The 15,195-nt window shown below is 41.0% G+C and carries 12 protein-coding genes; 7 read left to right on the top strand and 5 right to left on the bottom strand.

The genetic code is table 11. The annotated features are described in order from the left end of the window. Positions 1–446 precede the first annotated feature (446 nt). The 5 genes from ndk (at position 447) to ftsY (ending at position 8,081) form a co-directional block, all read left to right on the top strand. On the top strand, positions 447–845 hold the full coding sequence (gene ndk / locus ABH902_RS04855) for a nucleoside-diphosphate kinase (protein ID WP_404589424.1): 399 nt from the start codon (positions 447–449) through the stop codon (positions 843–845). A 220-nt stretch (positions 846–1,065) separates the two neighbouring features. Next, positions 1,066–1,755, top strand: coding sequence for a ribonuclease III (gene rnc, locus ABH902_RS04850; protein ID WP_404589423.1), 690 nt, complete (start codon positions 1,066–1,068; stop codon positions 1,753–1,755). A gap of 23 nt (positions 1,756–1,778) precedes the next feature. Further along, entirely contained in the window at positions 1,779–5,357 is a 3,579-nt protein-coding gene (gene smc / locus ABH902_RS04845; protein ID WP_404589422.1) for a chromosome segregation protein SMC, read from the top strand. Positions 5,358–6,035: 678 nt separating this feature from the next. Continuing rightward, positions 6,036–6,863, top strand: coding sequence for a Cof-type HAD-IIB family hydrolase (locus tag ABH902_RS04840; protein ID WP_404589421.1), 828 nt, complete (start codon positions 6,036–6,038; stop codon positions 6,861–6,863). Next, positions 6,864–8,081 (top strand): signal recognition particle-docking protein FtsY, encoded by a 1,218-nt coding sequence (gene ftsY / locus ABH902_RS04835; RefSeq protein ID WP_404589420.1) that lies wholly within the window; start codon positions 6,864–6,866, stop codon positions 8,079–8,081. Between the two features lie 56 nt (positions 8,082–8,137). On the opposite strand, the gene ABH902_RS04830 is transcribed toward ftsY, so the two are convergent. Together ABH902_RS04830 and ABH902_RS04825 are read right to left on the bottom strand one after the other, a co-directional pair. Beyond that, the gene (locus ABH902_RS04830; RefSeq protein ID WP_404589419.1) at positions 8,138–8,920 is read right to left on the bottom strand and encodes an SDR family NAD(P)-dependent oxidoreductase; all 783 of its coding nucleotides are present in this window, start codon (positions 8,918–8,920) and stop codon (positions 8,138–8,140) included. 19 nt (positions 8,921–8,939) lie between these two features. After that, positions 8,940–9,782, bottom strand: a complete 843-nt coding sequence (locus ABH902_RS04825; protein WP_404589418.1) for an aldo/keto reductase — start codon at positions 9,780–9,782, stop codon at positions 8,940–8,942. Between the two features lie 165 nt (positions 9,783–9,947). Here ABH902_RS04825 and ABH902_RS04820 point away from each other — a divergent pair, with 165 nt between their 5' ends. Then, complete coding sequence (locus ABH902_RS04820) at positions 9,948–10,304, top strand: winged helix-turn-helix transcriptional regulator (protein WP_404589431.1); 357 nt, start codon at positions 9,948–9,950, stop codon at positions 10,302–10,304. A 55-nt stretch (positions 10,305–10,359) separates the two neighbouring features. Here the strand turns inward: ABH902_RS04820 and ABH902_RS04815 are convergent, their stop codons facing one another. Further along, positions 10,360–11,238: a YitT family protein gene (locus tag ABH902_RS04815; RefSeq protein WP_404589417.1), complete on the bottom strand. Its 879-nt coding sequence runs from the start codon at positions 11,236–11,238 to the stop codon at positions 10,360–10,362. Between the two features lie 154 nt (positions 11,239–11,392). Beyond that, positions 11,393–11,923, bottom strand: a complete 531-nt coding sequence (locus ABH902_RS04810; RefSeq protein WP_404589416.1) for a cysteine hydrolase family protein — start codon at positions 11,921–11,923, stop codon at positions 11,393–11,395. Positions 11,924–12,138: 215 nt separating this feature from the next. Between ABH902_RS04810 and gshAB the strand changes: the two genes are divergently transcribed. Further along, positions 12,139–14,409: a bifunctional glutamate--cysteine ligase/glutathione synthetase gene (gshAB, locus tag ABH902_RS04805; protein ID WP_404589415.1), complete on the top strand. Its 2,271-nt coding sequence runs from the start codon at positions 12,139–12,141 to the stop codon at positions 14,407–14,409. 216 nt (positions 14,410–14,625) lie between these two features. On the opposite strand, the gene ABH902_RS04800 is transcribed toward gshAB, so the two are convergent. Next, entirely contained in the window at positions 14,626–15,078 is a 453-nt protein-coding gene (locus ABH902_RS04800) for a YueI family protein (RefSeq protein WP_404589414.1), read from the bottom strand. Between the last annotated feature and the right edge of the window lie 117 nt (positions 15,079–15,195).

Raw genomic sequence — 15,195 nt, 5'->3', positions numbered from 1 at the left:
TGCCTTATAAATAAAGTATACCACCCTGATAAAAAAAATGAAACAAGTATCAGGGGTATTTGATCTGGCATTCAATAATTAATTTTTATTCTTTTCCTCTTGACTAATCGTAGGAAAGAGCGCGAGACAAAACTAAAAAACAGTTTTGTTTCGCTCTCTTTTTACGAATAAACGGCGGAAGCAGAAGCAACTCCTTCGGAAATAAGCCGAAATTCACAAAAATTTGAAAAACAATTTTCGTGAATTCCTTCTTATTTCTCGGAGTTAAACGCTTCTGTCCCAGCCTTTTTTTTTAATGGAAAAATAGGTAAATAGTTTTCTTTGTGGAATGTTAGTCAATGCAAACAAAGAAAACGCTTTTTTTAGTTAGTATAGATACTAGACACTCGTTTAAAAGCATGCTAATCTTCTTGTTAAGCGTTTTCAAAAGAGAGGGGTATCGATGTATGGAACAAACCTTAGTCATTATCAAGCCGGATGGCGTTTCACGTAAATTAGTCGGTGAGATCATTCAACGCTTCGAAAGAAAGCAGCTTACATTAAGCAAATTAAAAGTAGGTAAAATGACAAGAGCTCTTGCAGAAGAACATTATGCACATGTAAAGGATCGACCATTTTTTGAAGATATGATAGCGTATATGACTTCTTCTGACGTAGTTTATTTAGTGCTAGAAGGCACTGAAGTGATCAAAACGGTACGCAAAATGATTGGTGCTACAAATAGTTTAGAAGCAGTTCCCGGTACTATTCGAGGCGATTATGGCTCAAACAGCTTTCAAAATATTATTCACGCGTCTGATTCACCGGAATCAGCAGCGATAGAGATCGATCGTTTTTTTAATTAAGAATACAATGCTTAGCGTGCGGTGCTGCGCCATCAGATGGAGATCTGACGGTTGCTGTGCCGCATGTATTTATTTTCCTTTAAAGAATGGAACTGCTGGAAAATGTAAAGATAGTAGAATTCTATTGGGATTTCGGGTAATTTTTCCCTAACCATTTCAAAATTCACTAAAAAAAAGTATAATAGAGAAGGCTGTAAATAAATTTAAAGGAATGTGGAGAATGGACAATCAGTTAACTACCGAACTAAAAGAACGTTACGGCATTGTTTTCCATGATGTCAACCTATTAGAACAGGCTTTTACTCATTCATCCTATGTGAATGAGCATCGATATTTAAAATTATCTGACAATGAACGTTTAGAGTTTTTAGGCGATGCGGTTTTGGAGCTTTTGGTTTCACAGCACTTATATCAAAAGTTTCCTGAGATGCCGGAAGGAAAGCTGACCAAGATGCGTGCAGCAATTGTACGTGAGGATAGCTTATCGAAATTTGCGAAGGAATGTCATTTTGACAAGTATATCCTTTTAGGAAAAGGGGAAGAAAATTCTGGCGGACGTAAACGCCCTGCATTGCTGTGCGACTTATTTGAAGCCTTTTTAGGCGCATTGTATTTAGATCAAAAAGTAGATGCAGTGAAGCAATTTATCGCAGATGTCATTTTTCCTAAGATCGATGCCGGTGCTTTTTCACATGAGATGGATCATAAAACACATTTACAAGAAGTCTTACAGCGACAAGGGGATGTCAATATTGAGTATCGCCTGGTAAATGAAGAAGGACCTGCCCATGATCGAATTTTTTCTGTCGAAGTATATGTTGACGGCAAAATGATCGGTACGGGTCAAGGTAAATCGAAGAAGTTAGCTGAACAGGATGCTGCACAAAAGGCGCTGGAAAATCCTGAGTAAGCTTGGAAGGAGCCGTTTTATTCGTGTATTTAAAACGAATTGAGATCGCAGGGTTTAAATCCTTTGCAGATCGAACTGTTATTGAGTTTGAAAATGGTGTGACTGCAGTTGTCGGTCCCAACGGCAGCGGGAAAAGCAACATCACTGAAGCGATTCGCTGGGTTTTAGGCGAGCAGTCTGCGAAAAGTCTGCGCGGAGGCAAGATGCCCGATATTATTTTTGCAGGATCAGAAGGTCGAAAAGCCTTAAACATTGCGGAAGTAACGGTTGTTTTAGAAAACAGCGATCATTTTTTACCGCTGGATTTCAGTGAAATCAGTGTCACACGTCGTTATCGCAGAACCGGCGAAAGTGATTTTTTTATCAACAAGCAAGCCTGCCGTTTGAAAGACATTCATGATCTGTTTATGGATTCAGGACTCGGTAAGGAATCTTTTTCCATTATTTCGCAAGGGAAAGTTGAAGCTATTTTCAACAGTAAACCGGAGGATCGTCGCGGCATTTTTGAAGAAGCGGCAGGTGTCTTGAAATACAAGCAGCGTAAGAAAAAAGCAGAGCAAAAGCTGTTTGAAACAGAGGATAATTTAAGCCGTGTGCAAGATATTATCTACGAATTAGAAGATCAGCTGACTCCTTTAGCTGCCCAAAGTGAAGCAGCCAAGGAGTTTTTAAAGCTAAAAGAAACACTAACTGACATTGACGTGAGTCTAACCGTTACAGAGATTGAAGAAGCCAAAGCGATTTGGGAAGTTAAAGCGGCTGAGCTGACGGAAATCGAAGCCCAGCTGCAAACAGCAAGCAAAAAAATTCGGGATGCAGAAGATGAATTATTCCAGCTGCGCGGAAAACGTAATAAGCTGGATGAACAAATCGAAACCCAGCAACAGCAGCTGCTGCAAATTACAGAGGCTTTAAAACAAACAGAAGGACAAAAAGATGTACTGCTGGAACGGTCAAAGCACACATTGCAAACGGCCAGTGAATACCAGCAATCTTTAGCCGAAAATGCTGAAAAAATCACTCGTTATCGTGAAGAGCTGCAAGAGCTGCGTGAAAAAACGGCTGAGAAGCAGGCCGAGCGGTCAGACCTGTTGACGGCTATTGAAACATCGGAGGAGGAAGTTGAAAAATACAGCAAATCCTCTAAAGAGCTGCTGGAAGAGCTGCGCAGCGAGTATGTTGAAGTGATGCAGGAGCAAGCTGGTACCACGAATGAATTAAAATATTTAGAGCGACAATACCAACAAGAAACTGCTAAAAATCAACAATCCATTGAAAAGCATGAAGACCTTAAAGCACAAATGGCTACTGCTTTAGCAGATAAAGAGCAAATTGTTGCGGATTTATCTGTATCGGAGCAAAGCTTAGCGCAGCAGCGGGAGCGCTATGCAAAGGCAAAGCAACAGCTGGATCAAAAGCAAGGACAGCTTGCGGCTAAGCAAAAAGAAATGTATCAAGCGATGAACCACGTGCAGCAAGTGAAAGCACGACAAAAGAGTCTGCAGGAAATTCAAGAAAATTATTCCGGCTTTTACCAAGGCGTACGGTCCGTGCTGAAGCACAAGGAACAACTAACCGGGATTGTCGGTGCCGTTGCAGAATTGATCGAGGTTCCCAAAGAATATACAGTCGCTATTGAAACAGCTTTAGGCGGAGCAGCGCAGCATGTCGTCGTGGAAACCGAAAAAGACGGGCGCGCTGCGATTACCTTTTTAAAGCAACAGCATAGTGGTCGGGCGACCTTTTTACCGCTAACGACCATTAAGCCGCGAAGTGTTTCCCGGGCAGTATATGATCGGGTCGCTGCTATTCCGGGCTTTATGGGGATTGCCAGTGAACGTGTACAGTTTTCGGAACAAGTAAGTAATGTGGTTCAAAATCTGTTGGGTGTAACCATACTGGCAGAAAATCTGGAAAGCGCCAATCAGCTGGCTAAAGCCGTTAATTATCAGTATCGGGTCGTTTCTTTAGAAGGCGATGTAATGAACGCCGGTGGCTCAATGACCGGTGGGGCAAATAAGCGCGGCAACCAAGGCAGCCTTTTTTCGCAAACTCAAGAGTTACAAAGCTTGACGGAGCAATTAGCCCGTGTTGAAAAACAGCTGACTGCTAATGAAAAAGAAGTACAACAGCTGACTACAGAAGTACAGCAGCTTAATGAAGAGCTTGAACAGTTGCGTTCAGCTGGCGAAAGTAGTCGCTTGAAGCAGCAGGAGCTGGAAAATAAATTAGCCAATCAAGAGGAAACAATCACACGCTTAACGAAGGAGCAGCGGATCTTTGAATTTGAAGCGCGGGAGCTGCACCAGTTTTTAACAGAATATCAAGTGAGAAAAGAAGCTTTAACCGAACAGCAGCAGGAGCTTGAAGCAACCAAGGCACGCTTGGATCAGGAAATGAAGCAGGTCGATCAAGAAGCGAGTCAAATGGAAACTTTACGTGCAGAAGCGTTTGAGCGTTTTAATCAGGTTCAGGCAGATAAGGCTGTTGTAACGGAGCAACTAGCTCATTTAACAGAACAAACAGCGGAAAAACAAGCACAGCTGGATGAATTATTGGCACGCGAAACGGCGTTAAAACAACAGCTGCAGCAATTAAATGATAATAGCAGTGATCACCAAGTAACAGAAGAAAGCTTGGCAATCAAGCTTGAACAATTGGCGGAAAAGAAAGAGCAGCTGCAAACTAGCGTTCAAGAAGCAAAACAAACACGCCAGCAGCTACAGGAGCAGGTGGATCAGATTGATGCTAATCTGGCCGAAGACAATAAACAGCAGCAGCATTTATTATCAGAACAAACGCAAATTGAAGTGGAGAAAAACCGCTCTGAAATCAAGCTGGACAACTCGCTGCAGTATTTGCAGGAAGAATATAGTTTAACATTTGAGCGTGCGAGCGCGGATTATCATTTAACCATGGAGCAAGCTCAAGCTAAAATTGAAGTGAAGCGTTTGAAGCGGGAGATTGAACGTTTAGGACCAGTGAATTTGAATGCCATTGAGCAGTATGAGCAGGTGAATGAACGTCATGAATTTTTAGTCTCTCAGCGGGATGATTTGCTGGATGCCAAGGAACAATTGTTTGAAACGATGGGCGAAATGGACGAAGAAGTAAAAACACGTTTCAGTGAAGTGTTTGAAGCTATTCGGGCTCAGTTTAAAGTGGTCTTTCCGAATATGTTCGGCGGTGGCCGGGCAGAGCTGATTCTTACAAATCCTGAAGATTTACTAAATACCGGGGTTGAAATTGAAGCACAGCCGCCAGGAAAGAAACTACAAAATTTGAGTTTACTTTCTGGTGGAGAACGTGCCTTAACCGCCATTGCTTTATTGTTTTCAATTATTCGTGTTCGCCCTGTACCGTTTTGTGTACTGGATGAGGTAGAAGCGGCGCTGGACGATGCGAATGTTTCCCGTTTTGGACATTATTTAAGTGAGTTCGAAGATGATACGCAATTTATCGTTGTCACACACCGTAAAGGAACTATGGAAGCAGCAGATGTTCTGTATGGCGTAACCATGCAGGAATCCGGCGTATCGAAAATTGTTTCTGTCCGTTTGGAAGACGTAAAAGAAGGCGGAGCAATTACGGCGGGAAGCTAAAAACTTGATGAATGATATGAGCGGATGATGGGCGGTGTAGGGCTTGCTGAGAATCACAGTGAAATGAAAATGAGCTGATGAAGAACGGTACAAGACTTGCTGAGAATCATTGTGAAATGAAAATGAGCTGATGAAGAACAGTACAAGACTTTCGCAAGAAAGTGTTGAACATTATTATTATCCAGCTGCATGAGCCAGCCTTTCGGGAAAAAGATAAAAATAGTTTGTGGCAGAAAGCGTCACAATCGATTTTTCCTATTTGCTGAGAATCACAACGAAAGAAATGAGTTGATGAAGAACAGTACAAGACTTGCTGAGAATCACAACGAAAGAAATTGAGTTGATGAAGAACAGTACAAGACTTTCGCAGAAAGTGTTGAACATTTCCTAAGTGCTGGGCAAGCCTGTTCCGCATTTAAGTTATCCAGCTGCACAGGCTAGCTCTTCGGAAAAAAGATAAATTGTGAACGAGGCGAAGAGCGCCTCATCCTCAATTTCCTATTTTTCTGTCAGAGCTGGGCAAGCCTGTTCCGCTTTTAAGTTATCTAGCTGCACAGGCTAGTCTCTCGGAAAAAAGATAAAAATGGAGTGAGACAAAAAGCGTCTCAATCAATTTTTCCTATTTTTCAGTCGAGACTGAACGAGCCTGTTCCGCTTTTAAGACAAGGAGGTTTTTTTTTGATTCGATTAATAGCTATTGATTTAGATGGTACGTTACTAGATAGCAACAAGGAGATTTCTATTCGGAATCGTGAGGCATTGGCTCGGGCTAAGGCTGCCGGAGTTAAGGTGGTTCTTTGTACGGGGCGACCATTGACAGCGATTGAAGGGTATTTGGAAACGTTGAATTTGCGGGATAATGGTGATTATAGTATTACGTTTAATGGCGGACTGGTTCAAAAAAATGATACAGGTGAAATTATAGAGAAGGCGTTAATGCCGTTGGAAAGTGTTCAGGAGCTGCATGAATTGGCTGTTACGCTGAATGTGCCGCTGGATATTTTATCTGACGGGCTTGTTTTACAGCTGCCGACAACCGCAGACTATACGTCGCTTTATCCGCAGCTCAATAATTTACTGACATTTGAACCTGCTGAGTTGTCTCAATTAACAGAAGCAAGAATTTATAATAAGGCCGTAGTTGCAGTCAATGAAGATTATTTAGATGGCCAAATTACCAAAATACCGCAACGTTTTTTTGACAACTATGAAGTAATTAAGACCAGAAGCAATTTGCTGGAATTTATGCCTAAAGGAATTACTAAAGCCTACGGGATTTCGTTATTAGCTAAGGATTTAAACATTGATGTTACCGAAATTATGACCATTGGTGATGAAGAAAATGATGTACCGATGATTGAATATGCTGGCATCGGGGTTGCTATGGCAAATGCTATACCGAAAGTTAAGGATTGTGCGGATATTATCACGGATTCCAACGATGAGGACGGCGTAGCTAAGATTATTGAAAAGCTAGTTTTGGCACCTTTGGAAGGAGGAAATTAGATGGGATTTTTCGATAAGATAAAAAAAGCGTTTATGAACGAAAAAGAAGTAAAGCCGGCAGAACTGGATGCAACAGAAGAAGCAAATGACGCCAGTGAAGAACCTGCTGCTGAAACGAATCAGGAAGAGCCAAAAACCCTTGAATCTGAACAAGAGCAACTATCTGCTGAAAATTCTCAAGAGCCGGAACCGCAAGCAGAACCGGAAGCAAATATAGAGGTAGAAAAGGAAATACCAAGTACAACGTCGGTTGAAAAAGAAGAAGCGGCTGAAGAGATCGTTGTTCAGGAAAAATATGAAAAAGGGCTGGAAAAAACACGTAAAACATTTGGTGAGCGGCTAAATGAACTGTTTGCGAATTTCCGTTCTGTTGATGAAGATTTCTTCGAGGAGTTGGAAGAAACCTTAATTGGTGCAGACGTTGGCTTTGATACGGCGATTAAAATCACAGAATCTTTACGTCAGGAAGTAAAGCTGCGGAATGTGAAAAAACCGGCGGCTGTACAAAATACGATCATTGAAAAAATGGTTGATCTGTATGAGGCAGAGGGAATTGGTGAAAACAATGCCTTGAATATACAAAAGGACGGATTGACAGTCATGCTTTTTGTTGGGGTGAATGGTGTTGGAAAAACAACCAGCATTGGGAAATTGGCGCATCAATTTAAGCAAGAGGGCAAGAAGGTTCTGTTGGCTGCAGCAGATACTTTTAGAGCCGGAGCTATCGATCAACTAGTTGTCTGGGGAGAACGTGCCGGAGTCGAAGTCGTTAGAGGTAATGCTGGTGGTGATCCGGCAGCAGTCGTTTTTGATGCCGTGGAACGTGCTAAAACAGAAAATGCGGATGTGTTACTGGTTGATACCGCAGGACGTCTGCAAAATAAAGTAAACTTAATGAATGAGCTTGAAAAAATCAAACGAGTCATTCAACGAGAAATACCTGAGGCGCCCCATGAGGTTTTATTAGTGGTCGATGCTACGACCGGTCAAAATGCGATGTCGCAAGCGAAGCAATTTAAAGAAACAACCGATGTGACCGGCTTGATTTTATCTAAATTAGATGGAACGGCGAAAGGCGGAATTGTCTTAGCCATTCGAAATGAATTGCATTTACCTGTGAAGCTGGTAGGTCTGGGTGAAGGAATTGATGATTTAGAACCGTTTGATGCCAATGATTTTGCACTGGGCTTGTTTAAAGGCTTGTTAAAAGAAGAATAAATAATAAAAACCTTTGGAAGAACTGCATTCTACAGTTTCTCCAAAGGCTTTTTTTGTTAATAAATCGTTGGAACCATTCCACCATCCATCCGAATAGCAGCACCGCTAAAGGCAGAAGCATAAGGACTGCTGACAAATGCTGCTAAACGTCCAATTTCAACCGGATCAATTAAACGTTGGATTTGAGAAAGCGGGCGATTATTTGCCATAAATAGCTTCTCTTTGTCTGCTAAAGTTAAGCTTGGGTCGGGATACATCTCTTCCAGCATAGCACGTACGCCTTCGGTCATTGTCGAGCCAGGCATGATGGTGTTGACTGTGACATGAGTTCCTTTAGTAAGCTTGGACAAACTTTTGGCTAAAGAAAGCTGCATCGTCTTCGTCATGCTGTATTGCGGCATTTCGCCTGAAGGCATAATCGCTTCTTCACTGGCGATGAAAATCACACGGCCAAAATCAGCTGCCAGCATTTTCGGTAAATAGAATTTGACCAATGCATTTGCAGCAAGGACATTCGTTTTGAAAAACCTTTCCCACGTTTCGTCATCAATGGTTTCATAAGCCATTGGTTGAAAAATGCCCATATTGTTAATCAAAATATCAACAGCAGGAAATTGTGAAAAGAGAGCTTCCCGTTGCTTAGGATCAACAATATCACCTGTAGCTGCCTGCGGTGAAGTAGCAGGATAGGCGGCCTTCAGCTCGGTCACTAATTGCTGCACCTCTTGTTCATTCCGACCGTTGACCAGCACATCTGCTCCTTCTTTTGCCAACTCGATAGCGATGGCTTTAGTAGAACCTGTTACTAATGCTGCTTTTCCTTTAATACCCATATCCATAGTGCTTCCTCCTTACTGATTATTCAAAAAAGAATGTATCAGGATGCGGGCCAACGCGAGTGCCGTTATCTAATTGATCGATTTGTGCTAAATCCTCTGAAGATAAGCTAAAGTCAAAAACCGCTGCATTGCTAATAATACGTTCTTTTTTTACTGATTTTGGAATAACGATGATGTCATTTTGAATGTGCCATCTTAAAATAATTTGTGCCGCTGACTTTTGATATTTTTCTGCAAGAGCTAAAATCGTTTCGTCCTGTAAGAGCTGTCCCTGCATTAAAGGTGACCAAGCTTCGGTTGCAATTCCATGTGTCTTACCAAAAGCACGCACCTCTTTTTGCGCCAGTCTTGGATGTAGCTCTACCTGATTTAAGACGGGTGTAACTTTGGCTACTGCAAGTAGGCTTTCCAAATGATGAACAGCAAAGTTGCTGACACCGATTGCTTTGATTTTTCCTTCTGCATAAAGAGCTTCCATTGCTCGCCAAGCTTCTAAATATTCATTATTTCCAGGCCAGTGAATTAAGTACAAATCTAAATAATCTAGTCCTAATTTTAACAAACTTTCATTGAATGCAGAAATGGTTTGATCGTAGTCTAATTGATGGTTCCAAACCTTTGACGTGATAAAAATTTCCTCGCGTTTTTTACCTGTTGCTGCCAGCCCGCGACGCAGTCCTTCGCCAACTCCGGCTTCATTGCCGTATATTTGCGCGGTATCAATGCTTATGTAGCCAGCTTCAATAGCGTTTTGGACGGATAGGATCGTATCCTCATTACTTACTTGAAATACACCAAGACCGAAGCCCGGCATGTTAACGCCATTATTTAAAGTTACAGTGTCTGTTAATGAATGAATCATTTCATCTCTTCCCTTCGTTTTGTGAATGATACCATCTTAGCATCAGACATTCATAATGAGAAGTACCCTCTTTAAAGTTCTATACATACTAAAAAGTAATTATTTGATTTACTCACGTTTTTTTGGTTAAATAAAAGCGGAGAGGATGAAGACCTAATGCAGAAAATGATGAATAAAGAATACAATATTGGTGTGGAAGTAACGATGGACGTAATCGGCGGTAAATGGAAACCGATTATTCTATGCAATCTACGACATCAGGTAATGCGCACGAGCGAGCTGCTGCGGGCGATTCCCAAAATTTCACAGAAAATGCTGACTCAGCAATTACGCGAACTGGAAGAGGATCAGATTATTGTTCGTAAGGTGTATAATCAAGTGCCGCCAAAAGTAGAATACAGCTTAAGTGAATATGGCGAATCGCTGGGAACGATTTTAGATTTGCTCTGCACATGGGGCGAAACGCACGCAGATCATTTAGAAAAAGAAGGTGTTTTTGTAAAATTAAACTGTGAAGACTAGCTGTTGTTTTGATAAAAAAAGCGCGAGATCATCGTCAATCTCGCGCTTTTTACTATTATAAATTATTTGCTTCAATTCCGTAGTCTTCCGCAATTTTCTTTAAACTAAAGCCGCGTCCGAAAACTTCACTGGCGTTCATGGATACAATAAAGGCTTCTTCGTCAATCGCTAAGATGCTTTCCTTAATACGTCCAAAATCCTTTTCACTGATGACCGTCATCATCAGCATGCTTTGATTTTTGCGATAGGCTCCTTCAATAGGAATCAAGGTTAAGCCTTTATCAAAATCGATAAGAATTTTTTCTCTGATTTGCTCATATTTTGGTGAAATAATTAGTACGTTTTTAGAGCGGACAAAGCCAACTTGAACAAGATCCACGACACGACCGATAATATACAAACAAATTAATGAAAATAATACGGTATCTGTATTAAACACATATAAGGCTGATAAAATAACTAATCCGTCAACAAATAAAATTGAAATACCCAAAGAAATTTTGAAATATTTATTCACGATTTGTGAAATAATAGCTGTGCCGCCAGTTGACGCATTTCCTCTAAATTCCAAACCCAATCCAAGACCGGTTAAAATACCGCCAAATAAGGTGGCCAGAAAAATATTGTGCGTCAAAACCGGGAAATTCGTGGTAATCCCCACAAAAAAAGGATAGACCAAGCTGCCGTAAATCGTTTTAATGCCGACCTCTTTGCCGAGTAAAGCAAAGCATAAGAGCAATAAAGGCAGATTAATAGCATACAAAATTAAGGCCGGATTCCAGCCAAACAGATAATTAATGACTACACTGATCCCATTGGCACCGCCGGCCACAATTTTATTTGGCAGCAGAATTGAGTTAATTGATACTGCTAAAACAAAAGAACCTACTGTTACATACAGCGTATCCTGCAGTTGTTTTTTGGTAAATTTCATGTTCCTAAGCTCCTCCATTTTCAACATAGTAAGGATAGTTGTTGGTAAATAAAATGAGTGCAAAAATAGATAGAACAAATATCCCCTAGTTATCCTATCACGAATAACCAGGAGATGCCATGAAAGAAAAATAATTTTTTGCTGAACAAATATGTTAAAATGAGGAGGATAGAGAATCCGCTTCGTGGGGCTCAATAAAGGTTAAGAAACGTTTATTCCAGATGTTTTCATGATGCTGGATAATACGTTGAGCGTCTAATAAATCGTTGTCAAGAGTAGTACTAAGACCTCTTTTCATGGAACAATTATAGCCTAAGCCGTGCGCCATTCGGATTGTAGTGTCCACACAATACTCTGTTTGAGCGCCGCAAAACTCTAAATCTGTAATGGCTAATTGTGTTAACAGCTCTTTCAGCGTAGTATTAAAAAAGGAATTCGCATGTGTTTTCCTGATATAAAAATCCTTTCTACGTGCATCCAGTTCAGCAAATAATTGCCAGTCGTGACTTTCAGCTACCAGATCTTCATCTTCATGCTGGATAAAAATAACAGGCAAATGCTGCTCACGATAATAAGCGATGCGCTGATTTACCTCTAAAAGCAGGGGCTCTAACTGAAACAAACCAGTACCAACAGTGTTCAAGCCGTTTTGCAAATCAATAATGATTAAGGCTTTATTTTTCATTTTTCTTCTCCTTATAAGGCTTTTATTGTATCTAATTAGTATATAATAAAAAGTCTTTTGGAACCAACAGAAATTGCTGCAGGAGCAGTCGTTTTCTTAAGAAAGTGAAGAGTTTGGTGTTAATTTCATAGAAATTTAAGCGGAAATATTCTTTTTGACCGTTTTTTTCTATATAATGGATGTTATCGAATAATAAAGGGAAGAAAGGCGACAATATGAAATTTAAAGAGTTATTACAACAAAAAAGCGTACGACCTTATGTAATGGCTGCACGTTTTGGTCTTGAAAAAGAAAGTCAACGGACAACGTTAGATGGTCAGCTAGCGACGACGGATCATCCGCAGATTTTTGGCAATCGTTCTTATCACCCTTATATCCAAACGGATTTCAGTGAAACACAAGTAGAATTGATTACGCCAGTAGCGGATTCGATCCACGAAATGCTGCGTTTTCTGGCTGCTATTCATGATGTTGCCCTACGTTCTATGAATAAACAAGAAATGCTTTGGCCGCTAAGTATGCCGCCAAAATTACCGGTAAAAGATGAAGACATTAAAATTGCTAAGCTGGAACAATTTGATGGTGTGCTATATCGACGCTATTTAGCTAAAGAATACGGCAAGCGTAAGCAGATGGTCAGCGGCATTCACTTTAATTTTGAATATGCGGAGCCTTTGATTCAGCAGCTTTTTTCTGCACAATCGACTCATGAATCAATGAAAGAGTTCAAAAATATGCTTTATATGAAGGTGTCGCGTAATTATTTACGTTATCGCTGGTTGATTACGTACCTGTTTGGTGCATCACCGATTAGCGAAGACGGTTATTTTACGGAGAATCAAGAGCAGCTGAAGCTGCCGGTCAGAAGTATCCGTAACAGTTCCTTTGGCTACAAGAATCATGAAGAGGTAAAGGTTTCCTACGAATCCTTAGAGCAATATACGAAAGACATTCATCACATGGTTGAAAAAGGCATTCTTTTTGAAGAGAAGGAATTTTATTCAGCAGTCAGACTGCGCGGTGGCAAGCAAATGGCTGATTTGCCTAAAACGGGCGTTCGTTACATCGAGCTTAGAAATTTGGATCTGAATCCTTTTGCGCCACTGGGAATTGAAGAAGGCACTTTGGAGTTTATTCATTTGTTTATGCTTTTCCTTTTGTGGACGGATGAAAAAGAAGCGCCGAATGATTGGGTGGCTACAGGCGAATTTTTAAATGAACAGGTTGCACTCGGCCATCCTTTTGCACAAGTGAAGCTTATGGCTGAAGGTGAGCGGATGTTTGCTGAAATGGATGAAATGCTTGAGGCACTAGGTTTATTTAATATGAAGAAAACACTGGAGCTTCATCACAGCCAGTTAAGAACGCCGGATCTGACCGTCGCTGGTAAAATGTGGACTATTATTGAAAGCAACTCCAACGAAGAGCTAGGTATAATTTTTGGTAAAGAATATCAGGCAATGGCTTTTGAACGTCCGTATCAGCTGGCAGGCTACCGCAATCTGGAGCTGTCTACTCAATTATTCATGTTTGACTGCATTCAAAAAGGCGTTGAAGTGGAAGTCTTGGATGAGCAGGAGCAATTTTTAAAGCTGACTCATGCAGGACGTGTAGAATATGTTAAAAATGCCAACATGACAAGCAAGGACAGCTATATTGTTCCGCTGATGATGGAAAATAAAACGGTCACGAAAAAAGTCTTGGCAGCAGCGGGCTTTAATGTGCCGCAGGGCGATGAGTTTTCTACCTTGGAACATGCAGAACAGGCTTACGTGAAATACGCTGAAAAGGCCTTCGTGATTAAGCCGAAGTCAACGAATTATGGTTTGGGGATTTCCATTTTCAAAGAGGGTGCTTCATTGGCTGATTTTACAGAGGCGTTGCAGCTGGCTTTTAAGGAAGATACCGCCGTTTTAATTGAAGAATATTTACCGGGAACGGAATATCGGTTCTTTGTTTTAGACGATCAGGTTCGAGCGATCATGCTAAGAACACCGGCGAATGTGGTTGGCGATGGTATTCATTCTGTCGAAGCCTTGGTCGCTGAAAAAAATCTTGATCCTTTAAGAGGAACAGACCACCGGGCACCGCTGGAACGAATTCAGCTGGGAGACGTGGAACGCTTAATGCTGAAAGAGCAGGATCTGCTGACAACCTCTATTCCTGAAAAAGGGCAGATTGTCTATCTAAGAGAAAATTCAAATGTCAGCACGGGCGGCGATTCCATTGATGTTACGGATGACTTTGATGAAAGCTACAAGCAGATTGCAATTGAAGCAGTTAAAGCATTAGGCGCTAAGGTCTGTGGCGTGGATTTGATTATTCCGGATAAAACGATAAAAGCAAGTAAAGACAGTACTGCTTATGGCATCATTGAAGCTAATTTTAATCCGGCGATGCATATGCATGTCTATCCGTATAGTGGAAAGGGCCGTCATTTGACGCTGGATGTATTACGAATGCTATATCCGGAAGTATTTATATAGGTTGAAGCAAATGTCGATTAGGCACGAGCAATTGGAGTAAAAGACGAGCAATGCGCTTTATGCATTGACGGATTTTATGAAATTGCCGAAGAGCCTGACATTTGCTCACCGTTTATCGGGGTTGAGGCAAATGTCGTTCATTCTTAAGAGAAGGCTGGAACAAAACTATTTTTAGTTTTGTTCCAGCCTTCTCTTTATGGACAATAGTAATAAATTTTAGTGAAACAGCCTATGCCAAAAGCCTTTTTTCTCAGGCTCAGGTTTTGCTTTTGCTGGTTCACTTGCTTTGGGATATTTTGCTTCAATATCGATCACTTCTTCGTTCACCGCTTCTTTAGCCGCTACGATTAGACCCAGAGATTCCGGGGTATTAGTAACGAAATCATTAACCACGGTAAACGCCATTTGCTTTTCGTTGAGTAATTTAATGTAGCTGGATTGGAGAGTCAGCTCCATCGAGCCGTTCAGTAGAACCTTGGCATCTGGATGCTGTGCGATCTCTTTTAAAAAGTTTTGTTTATCCTCATTATTTTTCATCTGTGCGATGGTCATCGTAACATAACAGCGTTCCCGAAAGGTACCCATATATTTACGCTGTTCATCTGGTTTTAGCTGCGGGGTGCCATACATTGCATTGTCTAAATGTTTTTGTAAGTCATCTTGCGCCATTAATTATCCAACCTGCTTCCTTATCATTTTATAAAAATTATACCATAAATAAAAAACAAAACCCTGCGATAACTTTATTTAGCCAAAAAACCGTCAAGTTTAATGCTTAAAAAACTA

The organism is Enterococcus sp. UD-01, from assembly GCF_044909655.1.
Classification (GTDB): domain Bacteria; phylum Bacillota; class Bacilli; order Lactobacillales; family Enterococcaceae; genus Enterococcus_L.
This window is presented reverse-complemented; position numbering and strand designations above follow the sequence as displayed.